This window comes from Bacillus marinisedimentorum, assembly GCF_001644195.2.
Classification (GTDB): domain Bacteria; phylum Bacillota; class Bacilli; order Bacillales; family Bacillaceae_O; genus Bacillus_BL; species Bacillus_BL marinisedimentorum.
The window spans coordinates 20,571-35,193 of sequence record NZ_LWBL02000041.1 but is presented as its reverse complement, the minus strand read 5'-3'; the positions used below and the strand labels follow the sequence as shown (position 1 = coordinate 35,193).

Genomic DNA, 14,623 nt, shown 5'->3' with positions numbered 1-14,623 from the left:
CCGTATAGCCGATTCGTGCCATCCCGTTATAAGAGGTAAGATATTCTCTTAATAGAAAAATAAAATTAAAGCAGTCATTTTTCAGAAATATGCTATAATTAAATTCGTAAACATTGAACGAGCTAATTAAAAAAGAATAAAGTGCGTTGATAAGGAAGTTGGTGAAAATCCAACACGGTCCCGCCACTGTGATAGGGCACAGCCCTTAAGTCAGGTCTATTATCACCGTACTGTGAATCGCTGTATCCAGGCTCGAGGTAAGCCGGTTACAAAAAGCTTAGTGATTTTTTCTACCTCACTGAGCTTTTTTTATTTATATCAAAAACTATATTTTAAGGAAAAAGGAGAGGCAACAAGATGAAAAAATGGTCCCACTATTTAATGACCCTGATGGCGGCATTTGGCTTGATCTTCATGACTGGCTGTACGCAAGCGGAAGAAGCCCCTGCTGATGAGCCGAAGGAAGAAACAACAGCTGATGAGGCGCAGGAAGAATCCTCTGCTGACAAGCCAAAGGAAGAAGAAAAGGCAGCGACTGAAACAGAAGAATCCGCGGCAACGGAGTCTGGTGAAGCGGAAACGGAACAGGTCGTTATCCAGGTGGTCTCGGACGAAGGTGAAGCGGTTGCCGAAAAGGACATCGAAGCGAACGGCGATAGTCTGCTCGACATCATGAAGGAAAACTTCGAAGTCGAGGAAAAAGACGGATTCATCCAATCAATTGAAGGCGAAGCCCAGAGTGAAGAAGACAACAAATTCTGGGTATATGAGGTTGATGGAGAACAAGTGACTGTCGGCGCCCAGGAGTTCACTCCTGAGGGAGGCGAGGAAATTGTCTGGAAGCTCACTCAGTTTTAAAAAAGCGGCAAGCCCGCCCATCACCAATCTCAGGAGCATTGCTTTATTGGCAATGCTCACCGCACTTGCGGTCGTGAGCCGCAACGCATTCGCCTTTCTGCCGAACATCCAGCCGACGACTGACATCATCTTGATCACAACACTGTTGATGGGCATCCGGTTCGGCCTCACCAACGCGATGCTCACCGTGCTGTTGTCCAATTTGACGCTCGGCATGGGAACCTGGACCATATCACAGCTTATCGCGTATGCGGTTGTGGTCCTCGTCACCGGCGTGTTTATCCGCCCCGTATTTGAAAAAATGCCGCTGTGGGCGATGGCGATTTATGCAGGTGCGGCCGGGCTGCTGTACGGCTTCATCATCTCACTTGCCCAGGCGCCGATTTTCGGTTTCGACAAACTCATCCCGTACTATCTCGCCGGGCTTCCATTTGACCTCATGCATGCAGGGGGGAACGCTGTCGTTTACTTCGTTCTGGGCCCGATTTTAGTGCCGCTGCTGGAGCGTTTGCTGATGAAGTATAATAATACTGGTGAAATGAATATGTGAGGGTGGGGAAAGACTTATTGCGCTGGCGATAGGTCTTTTTTGTATGGGGACAGGTCCCCTGTCCCTTCGGTGGTTTTACACTTTTAGTACAATATAGATAGATGATAAATAGAAAGAGTGATGACTATTAAGAAAAACAGAATAAAAGAAATTGTAAAGGACATATTGTGGCTGGACACTAAAAATTTAAGCAATCTGACATTGCCTCAACTGGAACAAAAAATGAAAGAAGAAGGCTTTCACGAAAGCGTTATAAAAGACTTGATTTCAGTATTGCAAGAAAAACTCATCAAAATCGGTGAACAAGATTTTCAAAAATGGCTTTATCATCTCAATTTTCAAGTCCCTGATGGGCTTCAGAATGAAAAATCCGCGGCAGAATTTTATGAAAAACATCATTTTTGGATCGAAGACGAACTCGTGAAATTAGAAGAAGAAACGAAACTTTCCTGGGACGTACAATCAGTAGACCTTAAAAAACTTGATGTAAAAGCAAGAAAGGCTCAATTGGTAATCAGGCATAGGTTATCTGAAATTGTTTTAGAATTGATTTGAGTGCCAAGTCATTCCGCGGTTTTCAGGGGACATCGGTGATTTTAGGAAGTGACACACATAATCTTAGGAAAAGACTTATTGCGCTGGCGATAGGTCTTTTTTTGTTGGGGGGAAAGGTACATCATCCCGGGTGGGACAGCGGACCTGTCCCTTGTTCTTCCGTTAAATAAACGTTTGTTTAAAACGAAGGGCCAGGCGTCAATGCAAGGGATCATGTCCGTAACCGGGAAAAGTCATTTTCAGCGTGGAATCGAAATTCTGTAAGTGTTTTCTCAATAAGAACTGATAATGATTATTAATTAAACAAAAAAGATAGTCTTTTTCTGTTGACTTAATGAAAATTATATATGATAATAAATATCGAATTAGAATTATTATAGATAACTAATTATTATAAAGTGATGTTATCTATAAAATAAAGTAAACAAACAGGAGGAATTAACTTATGTCTTTAATCGGAAAAGAAGTACAACCTTTCAAAGCGCAAGCATTCAAAAATGGTGAGTTCATTGAGGTGACAGAAGAAAACATGAAGGGACAGTGGAGTGTCGTTCTCTTCTATCCTGCAGACTTCACTTTCGTCTGCCCGACTGAGCTTGAGGATCTGCAAAACAACTACGAAGCGCTTCAAAAGCTTGGTGTAGAAGTTTATTCTGTTTCGACTGACACTCACTTCACACATAAAGGCTGGCATGACAGTTCTGAAACAATCGGCAAAATTAAGTATGCGATGATCGGTGACCCTTCACAGGTGCTTTCCCGTAACTTTGATGTACTGGATGAAGAAACAGGCCTTGCGAACCGGGGCACGTTCGTCATCGACCCTGACGGCATCATTCAGACAGTTGAAATCAACGCAGAAGGCATCGGACGTGATGCGGATGTTCTTGTAAGCAAAATCAAGGCCGCCCAATATGTCCGCAACAATCCTGGTGAAGTTTGCCCGGCGAAATGGAAAGAGGGTTCAGAAACACTTACACCTGGCCTTGATCTAGTCGGGAAAATATAAGAAGAGATAAGGAGTGCGGTAAATGGTACTTGAAGCAGATATCAAAGCACAATTAAAACAATACCTCGAACTCATGGAAAACGACGTGCTGCTTAAAGTCAGTCCGGGTGAAGATGATGTCTCAAAGGACATGCTTGACCTTGTTGATGAAGTAGCTTCCATGTCATCCAAAATAAATGTTGAAAAAGCAGAATTGAACAGAACGCCGAGTTTCAGTGTCAACCGTGTTGGAGAAGACAGCGGCGTTGCCTTTGCCGGCATTCCTTTAGGGCACGAATTTACATCATTCGTGCTCGCTCTCCTTCAAGTAAGTGGCAGGCCGCCAAAAGTCGATCAAGGTGTGATTGACCAGATTAAGAACATTCGTGGCGCATACCACTTTGAAACGTATGTGAGCCTGAGCTGCCACAACTGCCCTGACGTCGTACAGGCCCTGAATATCATGAGCGTTCTCAATCCTGGCATTACCCATACGATGATTGACGGCGCTGTGTATAAGGAAGAGGTCGAGAGCAAAAATGTCATGGCTGTCCCGGCTGTTTTCCTGGATGGCGAGTTTTTCAGCGGCGGGCGGATGACACTTGAGGAGATTCTGGCCAAGCTTGGTGATGGACCGAGTGCGGAAGAACTTTCAAATAAAGACCCTTATGATGTTCTTGTTGTCGGCGGCGGCCCTGCCGGGTCCAGTGCGGCCATTTACGCGGCGCGCAAAGGGATCCGGACAGGCATTGTGGCTGAACGCTTCGGCGGGCAGGTTCTCGATACGCTGAGCATTGAGAATTTCATCAGCGTTAAGCATACGGAAGGGCCGAAACTGGTTGCCAGCCTTGAAGAGCATGTCAAAGATTACGGCATCGATGTCATGAACTTGCAGCGTGCCAAACGCCTGGAAAAGAAGGACCTGTTCGAGCTCGAACTTGAAAATGGCGCTGTTTTGAAAAGCAAAAGTGTCATCATCTCAACCGGTGCCCGCTGGAGAACACTGGGCATCCCGGGCGAGGCCGAGCTCAAAAACAAAGGTGTGGCATACTGCCCCCACTGTGACGGACCGCTCTTTGAAGGCAAAGACGTCGCTGTCATCGGCGGCGGCAACTCCGGCATCGAAGCGGCGATCGATCTCGCCGGCATCGTGAAACACGTAACGGTGCTCGAATTCATGCCGGAGCTGAAAGCGGACGATGTGCTGCAAAAACGCCTGCACAGCCTGCCGAATGTGACGGTCGTGACAAATGCCCAGACAAAAGAAATCACCGGTACCGGCAACGTCAACGGCATCACCTACATTGACCGCGAAACCGGCGAAGAGAAACACATTGAATTACAGGGTGTATTCGTCCAAATCGGCCTTGTGCCAAACACCGATTGGCTGGACGACTCAGTCGAACGCAACCGCATCGGCGAAATCGCCGTCGATAAAAGCGGCGCCACCACAGTCCCCGGACTGTTTGCCGCCGGCGATTGTACAGACAGCCCGTACAACCAGATCATCATTTCGATGGGATCCGGTGCAGGCGCTGCGTTGGGCGCGTTTGACTATCTCATCCGGAATTAATAGAAGCCTGTCATTCCTGAAGGGGGATGGCGGGCTTTTTCGTGGTGCCTGTCACTCCCCGGATTATGTCGATATTCGACAAATTTCGGGAAGTGACAGGCACTCCCTTTATCCGCTAAAATAAAGAAAGTATATTTTTCATTAAGGGTGTCTTTCAAGATGAATAACGAGAAACTTAAGAAACGGGTAAAGGCAGCAACAAATGAGCTGCTCTATGAAAAAGGATACGCTAGTGCGGTTGATATGTTCATGGAGATCGGCAAGCTCAGTCAGAAAGATTATGAGGCATGGCGCAAGGGACAGGTTCCTTATCTTGAACGCGTCATCGGCATGAACCTGTCAAAAATAAGTTTTGCAGCAAAAGAGTTTCGTAAAGAGTGCCGTGAACAGGGGGCGAAACCGTCGTTCACCGTGTACAAAGGCTGGGGCATGAAGCGGAAGAAACTCGTCCTTAGGTTCAGCAAATCCGGCAACGAACAGATTGAGAAAAGTTACGCCACTCATTACGTACATAAACGGAATGGGAAATAGATGACTTTGTGATTGAGGATAATGAAATAAAACGAGGCGGCAAGCCGATTTAGGCAACGAACACCATAAAAGGAATGAGAGAGATGTTTATAACAGAAGAGGACATTCGCAATGAGTTTTCGCCAGAAGTTTTCCGGAAAGGCAAATCGTATTTCCAGCAGGGCCGTGTTCTCTCTTTGCAAAAGGCTGATACAAAGGGCGATGCGTGGCGCGGCAGAGTGGTTGGCAGTGACTTATATCATGTCGAGATCGAATTCGTGGATGATATGCTGTTCCTTCATTGCGACTGCCCCGCTTATGAAAAGTATGGGAAATGCAAACATGAAGTAGCAGTGCTGCTCAAGCTGGCCAATAAAAAGAGCGATCATGACCTTGTCGCAAAGGCAGAGGAGCCGAACACCGAGGCAAATAGGCTGATTCGGGCTTTTTCAAGTTTTGGACTGCCAGCACCCCGCCATCAGACGGACAGAACGCTGCTGAATGTGGAATATACACTGAAGCTGCACGAGCACGGGTGGGAAGAGTTCATGCTGGCACTCACCATGAAAGTTGGTGAAGGCAGGCCGTATGTCGTAAAGGACGTGAAGGATTTCATCCGCAATATTGAAAATGGGGAAGAACACGAATTTACCAAAAATTTCCGTATTCATTCTGCCGACCATACATTTCGTGAAGCCGATCGTGACATATTCCTGGTGATCAGCGAAATCATCCAGACCGATGCCTTTTATAATGCCGATTATTACTATTCATCCAGGAGTGCAAGTCCGAAGGAAATAATCATACCTCCTGCGTTCATAAAAAGGCTGTTCCCCCTGTTGGTGAAAAACGATTGTGCATTTGCTGGCGGGAGATATGCCCCTGAGCCTTTACAATGGGTGGAAAATGAACCGCCATTCTCATTTTCCCTCGATAAGAAAGACAGGGGATACGCACTGAACCTCGATTTTTTTAAAGACTCCTTGTATTTGGATAAATATGGGTTGTTATTGTCCGGCGGTTGCTTTTATAATCTGTCGCGCGAACAGCAGGCGATCGTGGAAGAAATGAAAGAGAAACTGCCTCATGCCGGATCCGAAATGTCGATATCGTCGAGGGAGATCCATTCCTTTGTGTCTCACGCCATTCCTGCTTTGAAAAAAGTCGGGACGCTGGATCTGTCCGAAAGTGTTTCCGATGAAATCATCGATGTTCCGTTAACGGCCCGCCTGTATCTTGATTATCAGGACGGCATGCTGAAGGCGAAACTTGAATTCCAGTATGGAAACTCGGTCATAAATCCTTTCGGCGACCAAAAACCGGAACTCCCGGAAAATAGCATTTTGATGCGGGATGCCGCAAAGGAAAGAAATTTGGTTCACCTTTTGGAAGACGGCGAATTCATGTTCCACCGGAAGGAATTGTATCTTGATGGTGACGACAGCATGTACCGGTTTTTGTTCGAGATCCTTCCGCGTTTTCAGGAAGAAGCGGAGGTGTACCTGACGGATGCGGCGGAAAACCTTATTCAAACGGAAAAGCGGCTGCCGAAAATGGAAATCGCGCTTGAAGAGGACAACGGCCTGCTTTCAGTAAGTTTCAGAAGTGACAACTTCACAGAGGAAGACATCCGCCAGCTCCTTCAGGCGGCTGTGGAGAAACGCCGCTATCACCGGCTCAGTGATGGTGTTTTCATTGACCTCGAGAGCGATACGATCCAGAATATGGCTGAATTCTTTGGGGAATTCGATCTGACACTCGAAGACATGGAGGATGGGGCTGTCCAGCTGCCAGCCTATCGCAGCCTTCAGGTTGATGAGGCGGCCGGGGGCAGGGCGCAGGCTAAATATAATAAACAACTGCGCCAGCTCATCGACTCCATAAAGAATCCGGTGCAAAATGAGTATCCGGTGCCGCAGGCGTTGAACGCAGAATTGCGCGACTATCAGCATACCGGATTTCAATGGCTGAAAGCCCTTGGCAATTATCATTTCGGCGGCATCCTTGCTGATGATATGGGGCTCGGCAAAACCATCCAGAGCATTGCGTTCCTGCTTTCCGAGCTGGAAGAAGGAAATACGGCGGACAGGCCCGCCCTGATCGTTGCGCCGGCCTCCCTTGTGTACAACTGGAAAAATGAGTTTTCGGCGTTCGCCCCTGATTTGAAGGTGCAAGTGGCTGCAGGTACGAAAGCAGAACGCGAATCATTGCTCGAAAATGCGGGTGATGCCGATGTGATTATCACGTCGTATCCGTTAGTCAGGCGGGATTCTCAGATTTATAAAAAACAGCCTTTTTCCTGCATGATCCTGGATGAAGCGCAGGCCATCAAAAACAGTGCGACCAAAACGGCAAAGACGATCAAGGCCATCCCTGCCGCTAAACGGTTTGCGTTGAGCGGCACACCGATCGAGAACTCCCTTGATGAACTATGGTCGCTTTTTGACGCGATTATGCCCGGCTTTTTCCCGGCCAAAAGGGAATTCAAAAAAATGTCTCATGACCGGATCGCCCGCATGAGCCGCCCGTTTATTTTACGGCGGATGAAACAGGACGTGTTAAGCGAACTGCCGGACAAAATCGAGTCCATCCACACATCAGAGCTGACAGCCGAACAAAAGAAATTGTATCTGGGGTACCTTGATAGAATCAAAGGCGAAACAATGGACGCGATCGAGCAGGAAGGGTTCCAGAAAAGCAGGATGAAAATCCTCGCCGGACTGACGAGACTGCGGCAAATCTGCTGCCACCCAGCTCTGTTCCTTGAAAACTATGAAGGCGAATCCGGAAAAATGATCGAGCTTCAGGAACTGGTCGACACATCACTTGCCAACAACCAGCGGATTCTTGTGTTTTCCCAGTTTTCATCCATGCTGCAAATGATTAAAGCCGATATGGAAAGCAGGGGGATTTCGGTCTTTTATATCGACGGAAACACGAAATCACAGGAAAGAGTCGAAATGGCTGAGCGGTTCAACAACGGAGAAAACGACGTGTTCCTTATTTCCTTGAAAGCAGGCGGGACCGGCCTCAACTTGACAGGCGCAGATACGGTCATCCTATACGACCTGTGGTGGAACCCGGCCGTCGAGGAACAGGCCGCCGGCCGCGCCCACCGCATGGGCCAGAAAAAAGTCGTCCAGGTATTCCGCCTGATCGCAGAAGGAACGATCGAAGAAAAAATCCACGAGCTACAGCAAAAGAAAAAAGAGTTGATTGGCACAATCATCCAGCCGGGTGAGAAGATGATATCGAGTTTGAGTGAAGAGGATATTCGGGAGTTGCTTAGTATTTGAAGTGAAACAGGGGACGGTCTGAGCTGTTGTAGCAGCAGAACCGTCCCCTGTTTTGTGTTGGTAAAGTGCCTGTCACTCCTCGAGTTTTGTCGACTATCGACATATTCCGACGGGTGCCTGGCACCCGTCGAAGTCTACTCCAAAAAATACCGTTTTCGTGGTTTTACCGGATAGAAAACGATGGAGGGGTTCGTTAGGTTGGTATCCGGGAATCCGATAATTGTGTTGAGTGTGTCAGGGTCGCTGAATGTAAGTAGATCAATGAGCTGGAGTGCCCCTGTCGTGCATGAATCAACACAGGCGGGTTCGAGTCCCGCATCCTGCCGCGGATAACACATTTGGCACTTGCTGACTTTGTGGTTTTCCTGGTTGAATTGCGGTGCACCGTACGGACAGGCGGATACGCACAATTGGCAGCCGTTGCATAGACTGTCATCAATAACAACAATCCCATCCCTCCGTTTGGTGAATGCATTTTCGGGACAAACCCGGAAACACTCCGGGCTGTCACAGTGGTTACAGGAAATGGAGAGAAAAATTTCAGGTGCAGGTTGGCTGACTTTTCTCCAGGATATATGCGTAGGAGTCTGGTTTTCGTTTTTACAAGCGATTTCACATGCTTTGCAGCCTATGCAGTCATCAGCATTAAAGCTGAAGCCGACTTCTTTAAACATCTGGCTCCCTCCATTTCCGTATGTTTACCAGGCTATCGTAAAAATAAGAGCTGGCTTCCTGTTCCCGCTGTTTGCCGTCTTCCTTGATCAGCTGATTGATCGGATGTTGCCCGCCCTGAGTTGCCAGTATTGTATGTGAAGGTAATAATGGATTTATTTTTACCCGCCTGATCACCTTTCCGTGTTCGTTGAAAATTTCCACTTTCATATTTTCATCTAATTTTAAATCAGCTGCAGCACTACGGGATATTTGGACATAAGCTTCTTTATTTTCCCGGGGGTGAAGCCAGCTCAGCCATTCATATTGCGAATGGATTTTTAATAGGGACTGAGGAGATATGAGACGGAATGCCCTCCTATTTTGCCGTGAACCTGCTGAATCTTTCTCCGGCAGCTCACTGCCGATTGATAAAAAGAAATGGAACTTCTCCTTCATATCTGAAAACAACGGCTCTCCTTTTTTATGGAAAGGACGTTCCATAAGGTCTTCTATACAGGAAATGCCGTAACGCTGCATGATTTCTGGAGTCAGTTCATCCTTGATCCAATCGATGGGTTCTTTATCAGCAGGGAAGTTGGAAAACGACGGTGAACGTTCATTTAGTTTTTGCGTAAGTTCCCTGGCAATCTGCAAATCGCTCTTTGCTTCATAATAAGGGGGTATCGCTTTTTGATTGAGTGATAGCCAATAATGCCAGTATCCGATATTCAAATCTTCTTCTTCAAAATGGGTGGCGGCAGGCAGCACGATATCCGATTGCTGCGCTGTTTTGGTCATGAAAAGATCAACGGTGACGACTAGTTCAAGTTGGTCCAGCAGTTCCTGCCAAGCGTTCAAGTTCGTATCTTGCGTCAGGATATTGCGTGATGCGATCCATAACAGTTTTAGCGGCGGATCATTAAATTTCAGCGCATTTTCTGCCAGATTACTGATTTCCGCTTCCCTTGAAGATTTAATGACCGGATGTTGCGGACCTTGATGATGCAAGAGGGCACACGGGAACTTTTCCACATCAAAGTGCATGTAATATAGCCCGCCATTCGGTTCTGTAAGGTTTCCGGTCATAGCGACAAGGCTGTTTATCGCTTCGATGCTGTTACTTCCGTTGCAAGTGCGCTGGATTCCAAGTCCGGCCCACGTAGCGGCAGGCTTGATTGAAGCATATAAGCTGCTGAGTTCGCATATCGCTTCAAGCGATACGCCTGTTTTTTCATGTACATACTCCAGTTCAAGTTCAGTTTCAAGCCAGTGTTTGAACACCGCCCAGCCTTCGGAGTGACGTTCCACAAATTCTTCTGCGTATTTTTCCTCTTGCAAAAGTATTTTTGCAATGCCAAGTGCAAGCCACATATCTGTTCCCGGTTGGATTTGAATATAAAGGTCTGCTTTTTGGGCGGTTTTCGTAAAAATCGGGTCAATGACGACCAGTTTTGCCCCGCGGCGCCTTGCTCCGTAAATGAATTTCATCTGGTGGACATTGGTCACGGCCGGGTTTGCACCCCAGAGAACGATTAAGTTTGCACCTTGCATATCTTCAGGCACCGAGCTGTAACTTTTATGGAAAGAACGGTTAAAGGCAGATTTACCGGTCAGCGCACATGGGTTCCCGACTGGCTTTGTATGCGGGCCGATGCTGTTGAACATGCCTTCCGTTGCATAATGCAATAAACCAAGGTTTCCGGAAAATTTATTATAGCCTGATGCAAGATTGGAGCCATAACGGCGGTTCAGCTCAATCATTTTCTCGGCGATGCGTGAATAGGCTTCATCCCAGGAGATTCGCTGCCAGTTGCCAGATCCCCTTGGCGTTTGCATCATCGGATATTTCAAACGATGGGGGCTGTATACAAATTCGGTATAGGCGTATCCTTTTGCGCAAAGTTTTCCCTTCGTATAGCCATGATTAGGATTACCTGTTACCTTGATCAGTTTGTTATTTTCCACATGGGACAGAATCCCGCATGTCCCATAGCAGTTCCGCGGGCAACTGTTGCGATAAATGCCGTCTTTCATAATGAATCTCCACCCTGCACTTATATTTTCCGCAGTTGTTTAATTTTGAATGCAGCCACGATTTTCAATCTATTATTCCAATCATCCAGTTTCAAGCCCAATATTTCTTCCGTCTTTTTCAAGCGGTACCGCAAAGTGTTCCGGTGCAAGAACAGCGCATTGGCGGTCGCTGTCATTTCAAATTGGTTGGCGGCAAAGGACTCGAGTGTTTCCGCCAGATCGGTGTGGTGGTTTTCATCATAGAGAATCAAGTCGCCAAGGCTTGATTGATAAAATTCTTTCAGTTCTTGCAGATCATGCTTATATAAGATTCTCTCAAGGCCGAGGTCGGTAAAAAACGGAATCGGAATCTTCAGCAATTGGCCGATTTCCAGCGCCACTTTCGCCTCCTGAAAGCTGCGAAACAGATCTGTCGGGTTATGGTACGTTTTCCCGAGTCCGCATGCGGACGTCCGGTCAGCATGAAGGCTGTGCATTTGCTTGATGACCGAAGCGGCAAGCGCTTCCAAAAGAGAAGTAGTTTGTTCTGCTGTTTCGTGTTCCGTTGCCACTATCGCTGTCACCTGGTTTTGCTTTAACATCGTGACCGGTTTCATGTTGTGCCCTAGGAGCGTTTTCTCAACGATGTAAAGAAGCTTTTCTGCCAGTTTTTTATCTGATGACACATGTGTAAAGTCCACAAGTGAGAAGACAATGGCTGTTTGGGGGATGGTGAAGTCCCAGCCCCATACCTTTCCATACTCAATGATTTCTTGTCTGTCCTTTATATTTCCGTACAGCAAATCGAATAGAAACGGCTTTTTGAAATTCATCTTTTCCTGGCGGAGTTCAATTTTTTTATGGAGTTGAATGGCTAAAAGGGAGGCGGTGTACTCGAGGAGGGATTGGCATGATTCCGGGTTTAGACGCTCATGTTCATCCACCAGCAAGAGGTAACCGACCGTATCTGCCTTATGGATAATCGGGACCCTGCAACAATGGAAAAACGTTTCAGTCATTGTGATCCGGCATTTGGACATGCTGCTGTGTTCATACATGTCCATCTGTTCGATTGCCAGGATAGAGTCTGTATTTGTTCCGTCAGGCAATGAAGCGGATGCAATGAGCTGGAAATGCTGATTCGTTACAAGAACGGGCAGTGAAAGCTCCTTAGAAAGCTGTGCAGTCAAAGAAGAAACACCTTCATGTGAAGAAGTGAGCAATGAATGGGCGATATCAGGGATGGACACTGGATCTTTCATGAAATCACGAATCCTTTCTTGACTTCTTATGTCACTAACCCCATCTTATTCCAATGCCGTGAGAAGGACAATCTCTTTCACAGAATCGTAATGCGGAAGGGGCACTGCATTGTCACCGATCTGACAAATCCCTATGTATTGCATGCACAAAACGGCCGTCCAATCTTCGTACACCGAGCCCATATAAAGGGGGAGCGGAGTTGTTTATAATTGAACTATCAAGTGAAATGGTTCACAAACTGTTCGTGTTCGCTTTGTATCCGGATGATAGTCTACGAAAACGAGGAAGGTGAATCCGATGGGGATTCTTACACGAAAGCAGATGGAACATAGCAGAAATAAGGCGCTGCTGAATTACCTGGACATATATGACACGGTCGAAAAAAGCACACTGAAGCACATCGAACAATTCGGGCTGCCGTTTGAAAATGAGTCAGGTTCTACGGTAAAAGAGAATCGGGTCCGGCAGCTTAAGGAAAATGGAGCCTTTTTCAGAAATAATGACAAAAGCATCCTGAACAGAAACCGGATTTCAAGTGCCTGTGAAGCATGCCAGACCGGCACCGGCAGTTATACAAGTTTTGTCTCACTGAAGTGCCACCGCGACTGTTACTTCTGCTTTAACAAAAACCAGGACAACTATCATTTTTATTTGCAGCATACCAAAAATGTGAACGGCGAATTGGAGAGCATCTTGAATCAGGGCACAAAGCTGACGCATTTGGCGCTGACTGGCGGTGAACCACTCCTTCATGCAGAAGAGGCCATTTCCTTTTTTGAGCTGGCGAACCGGCGGGCACCTGGCGTTCATACGAGGTTATATACGGCCGGCGACCTGTTGACGGAGGAAATCCTGCAAAGGTTAAAAGATGCAGGATTAAATGAAATCCGTTTCAGTATCAAAATGGAAGACCAGCATTCCAAGCAAAAGCACATTTTACGCCAGATCGGCCTTGCGAAGAAATACATTCCGGATGTCCTCGTGGAAATGCCGGTTATCCCCGGAACTGGCGAGGCAATGAAAGAGCTTTTGTGTGATCTGGAGGAACTGGGTATCTTCGGAATCAATTTGCTTGAATTTTGTTTTCCGCTTGAGAATCCGAAGCCGTTTAAAGACAGGGGGTTTTCCCTTAAAAACCCGCCATATGAAGTCTACTACAACTTCTGGTATGCAGGCGGACTTGCTGTTGCGGAAAGTGAGGCCCTTTGCCACGAACTCGTTCAATTCGCAATCGAGCAGGATTTCGAAATGGGAGTTCACTACTGTTCTCTTGAAAATAAATTTACAGGCCAAATCTATCAACAAAACCATGATCAAACACTTGATGCAACCTATACGTTCTCACAACATGATTACTATTTCAAAACGGCCAAAGTATTTGGGAAAGACAAACGGTCCGTCCGGAAAACGCTCGAAAAACGGAATATGCCGTTCATTGATAATACTGAGTATGACTTCCTGCAATTTTCAGTAGAGGCCATTCCGCTGCTTCGTCATAAAGACATCGATGTCATCATTTCATCTAATGTCATCGAAACGGCACGCTATGAAAGAAGCATCAAGGAAGTGAATCTTGAATTGGCCGACGTAAAAGAATTTGAGCTTGCAAGAATCTAGGGAGAAAGGATGATCGATATGCCACCGGTAAAACAGGTGCTTAGAGTAGACGATGTGTTGAATATATTTTACGCCAGGGAATTCGCCTACGACATTTTGCGAAGATTTTTTCTCGAAGAGCCGTCCAGGGAATACGTGAAACACTTCATCCAGCACAATATGATTGATATTTTTCCGTTCCGTGAAGAATCGGAGGGCATTCAAGCTGGCATCCAGGAAGTGAAGCGTTACCTGGCGGACCACAATCCGGGTAAAATTGAGAAACATTATGAGGACTTGCATTGGGATTACACGAGAATGTTCATCGGGCCGTTTGAAACACCGGCATCCCCGTGGGAATCGGTCTATGTGACGAGCGACCAGCTGCTATTCCAGGAAACAACGATGATGGTGAGAGGGCTCTATAAAAAATACGGCTATGAAACCGCATCATTTTCGATGGAAGCGGATGACCATATCGGGCTCGAACTTGACTTTATGTACCACTTGAATCAGCTTGCCATCAAGTCAGCTGGTGAAAAAACGGACACATCCATTCCGGAAATTATGTATTTGCTGGACGAGCAACAAAAGTTCATCCAGCAACATCTGGGCAGGTTCGCCCCCTTACTGGCGGAAAAGGTAATCGAGCATGCGGATGCCGGCCTGTACAGAGGATTGGCAATGATTTTGCAGCATTACCTGCAGATCGATTCAAAGGTTCTTTCAGAACTGTTGAATATAGAATTGGTCCAAAACTAAAAAGG

At 46.7% G+C, this 14,623-nt stretch carries 12 protein-coding genes and 1 riboswitch; of the genes, 9 read left to right on the top strand and 3 right to left on the bottom strand.

Annotation, left to right across the window (positions count from 1 at the left end):
- Positions 1 to 126: 126 nt before the first annotated feature.
- A riboswitch (adenosylcobalamin (AdoCbl) riboswitch) is annotated at positions 127 to 276 on the top strand.
- Positions 277 to 357: 81 nt separating this feature from the next.
- The 7 genes from A4U59_RS12320 (at position 358) to A4U59_RS12290 (ending at position 8,330) form a co-directional block, all read left to right on the top strand.
- Entirely contained in the window at positions 358 to 858 is a 501-nt protein-coding gene (locus A4U59_RS12320) for a DUF4430 domain-containing protein (RefSeq protein ID WP_070120882.1), read from the top strand.
- Positions 833 to 1,408: an ECF transporter S component gene (locus tag A4U59_RS12315; RefSeq protein WP_211274935.1), complete on the top strand. Its 576-nt coding sequence runs from the start codon at positions 833 to 835 to the stop codon at positions 1,406 to 1,408. The genes A4U59_RS12320 and A4U59_RS12315 overlap by 26 nt, the downstream gene beginning before the upstream one ends.
- A 120-nt stretch (positions 1,409 to 1,528) precedes the next feature.
- Entirely contained in the window at positions 1,529 to 1,963 is a 435-nt protein-coding gene (locus A4U59_RS12310) for a hypothetical protein (RefSeq protein ID WP_070120881.1), read from the top strand.
- Between the two features lie 445 nt (positions 1,964 to 2,408).
- A complete protein-coding gene (ahpC, locus tag A4U59_RS12305; protein WP_070120880.1) occupies positions 2,409 to 2,972 on the top strand; it encodes an alkyl hydroperoxide reductase subunit C in 564 nt (187 codons plus the stop codon).
- Between the two features lie 22 nt (positions 2,973 to 2,994).
- Complete coding sequence (ahpF, locus tag A4U59_RS12300) at positions 2,995 to 4,524, top strand: alkyl hydroperoxide reductase subunit F (protein WP_070120879.1); 1,530 nt, start codon at positions 2,995 to 2,997, stop codon at positions 4,522 to 4,524.
- A 159-nt stretch (positions 4,525 to 4,683) separates the two neighbouring features.
- Positions 4,684 to 5,055, top strand: a complete 372-nt coding sequence (locus A4U59_RS12295; RefSeq protein ID WP_070120878.1) for a hypothetical protein — start codon at positions 4,684 to 4,686, stop codon at positions 5,053 to 5,055.
- 74 nt (positions 5,056 to 5,129) lie between these two features.
- Positions 5,130 to 8,330 carry a DEAD/DEAH box helicase gene (locus tag A4U59_RS12290; RefSeq protein ID WP_070120877.1) on the top strand — a complete coding sequence of 1,067 codons (3,201 nt, stop codon included), beginning with the start codon at positions 5,130 to 5,132 and terminating at the stop codon, positions 8,328 to 8,330.
- Between the two features lie 134 nt (positions 8,331 to 8,464).
- Here A4U59_RS12290 and A4U59_RS12285 read toward each other — a convergent pair whose 3' ends face one another.
- From A4U59_RS12285 to A4U59_RS12275, 3 genes are read right to left on the bottom strand one after another with little or no spacing between them, the layout of a single operon-like run.
- Positions 8,465 to 9,004, bottom strand: coding sequence for a 4Fe-4S dicluster domain-containing protein (locus A4U59_RS12285; RefSeq protein WP_070120876.1), 540 nt, complete (start codon positions 9,002 to 9,004; stop codon positions 8,465 to 8,467).
- On the bottom strand, positions 8,997 to 11,018 hold the full coding sequence (locus A4U59_RS12280) for a molybdopterin-dependent oxidoreductase (RefSeq protein WP_070120875.1): 2,022 nt from the start codon (positions 11,016 to 11,018) through the stop codon (positions 8,997 to 8,999). The genes A4U59_RS12285 and A4U59_RS12280 overlap by 8 nt, the downstream gene beginning before the upstream one ends.
- 20 nt (positions 11,019 to 11,038) lie before the next feature.
- A complete protein-coding gene (locus A4U59_RS12275) occupies positions 11,039 to 12,259 on the bottom strand; it encodes a PucR family transcriptional regulator (RefSeq protein ID WP_070120874.1) in 1,221 nt (406 codons plus the stop codon).
- Between the two features lie 298 nt (positions 12,260 to 12,557).
- Between A4U59_RS12275 and A4U59_RS12270 the strand changes: the two genes are divergently transcribed.
- A complete protein-coding gene (locus A4U59_RS12270; protein ID WP_070120873.1) occupies positions 12,558 to 13,877 on the top strand; it encodes a radical SAM protein in 1,320 nt (439 codons plus the stop codon).
- Positions 13,878 to 13,895: 18 nt separating this feature from the next.
- The gene (locus tag A4U59_RS12265; protein WP_070120975.1) at positions 13,896 to 14,618 is read left to right on the top strand and encodes a TorD/DmsD family molecular chaperone; all 723 of its coding nucleotides are present in this window, start codon (positions 13,896 to 13,898) and stop codon (positions 14,616 to 14,618) included.
- Positions 14,619 to 14,623: the final 5 nt, after the last annotated feature.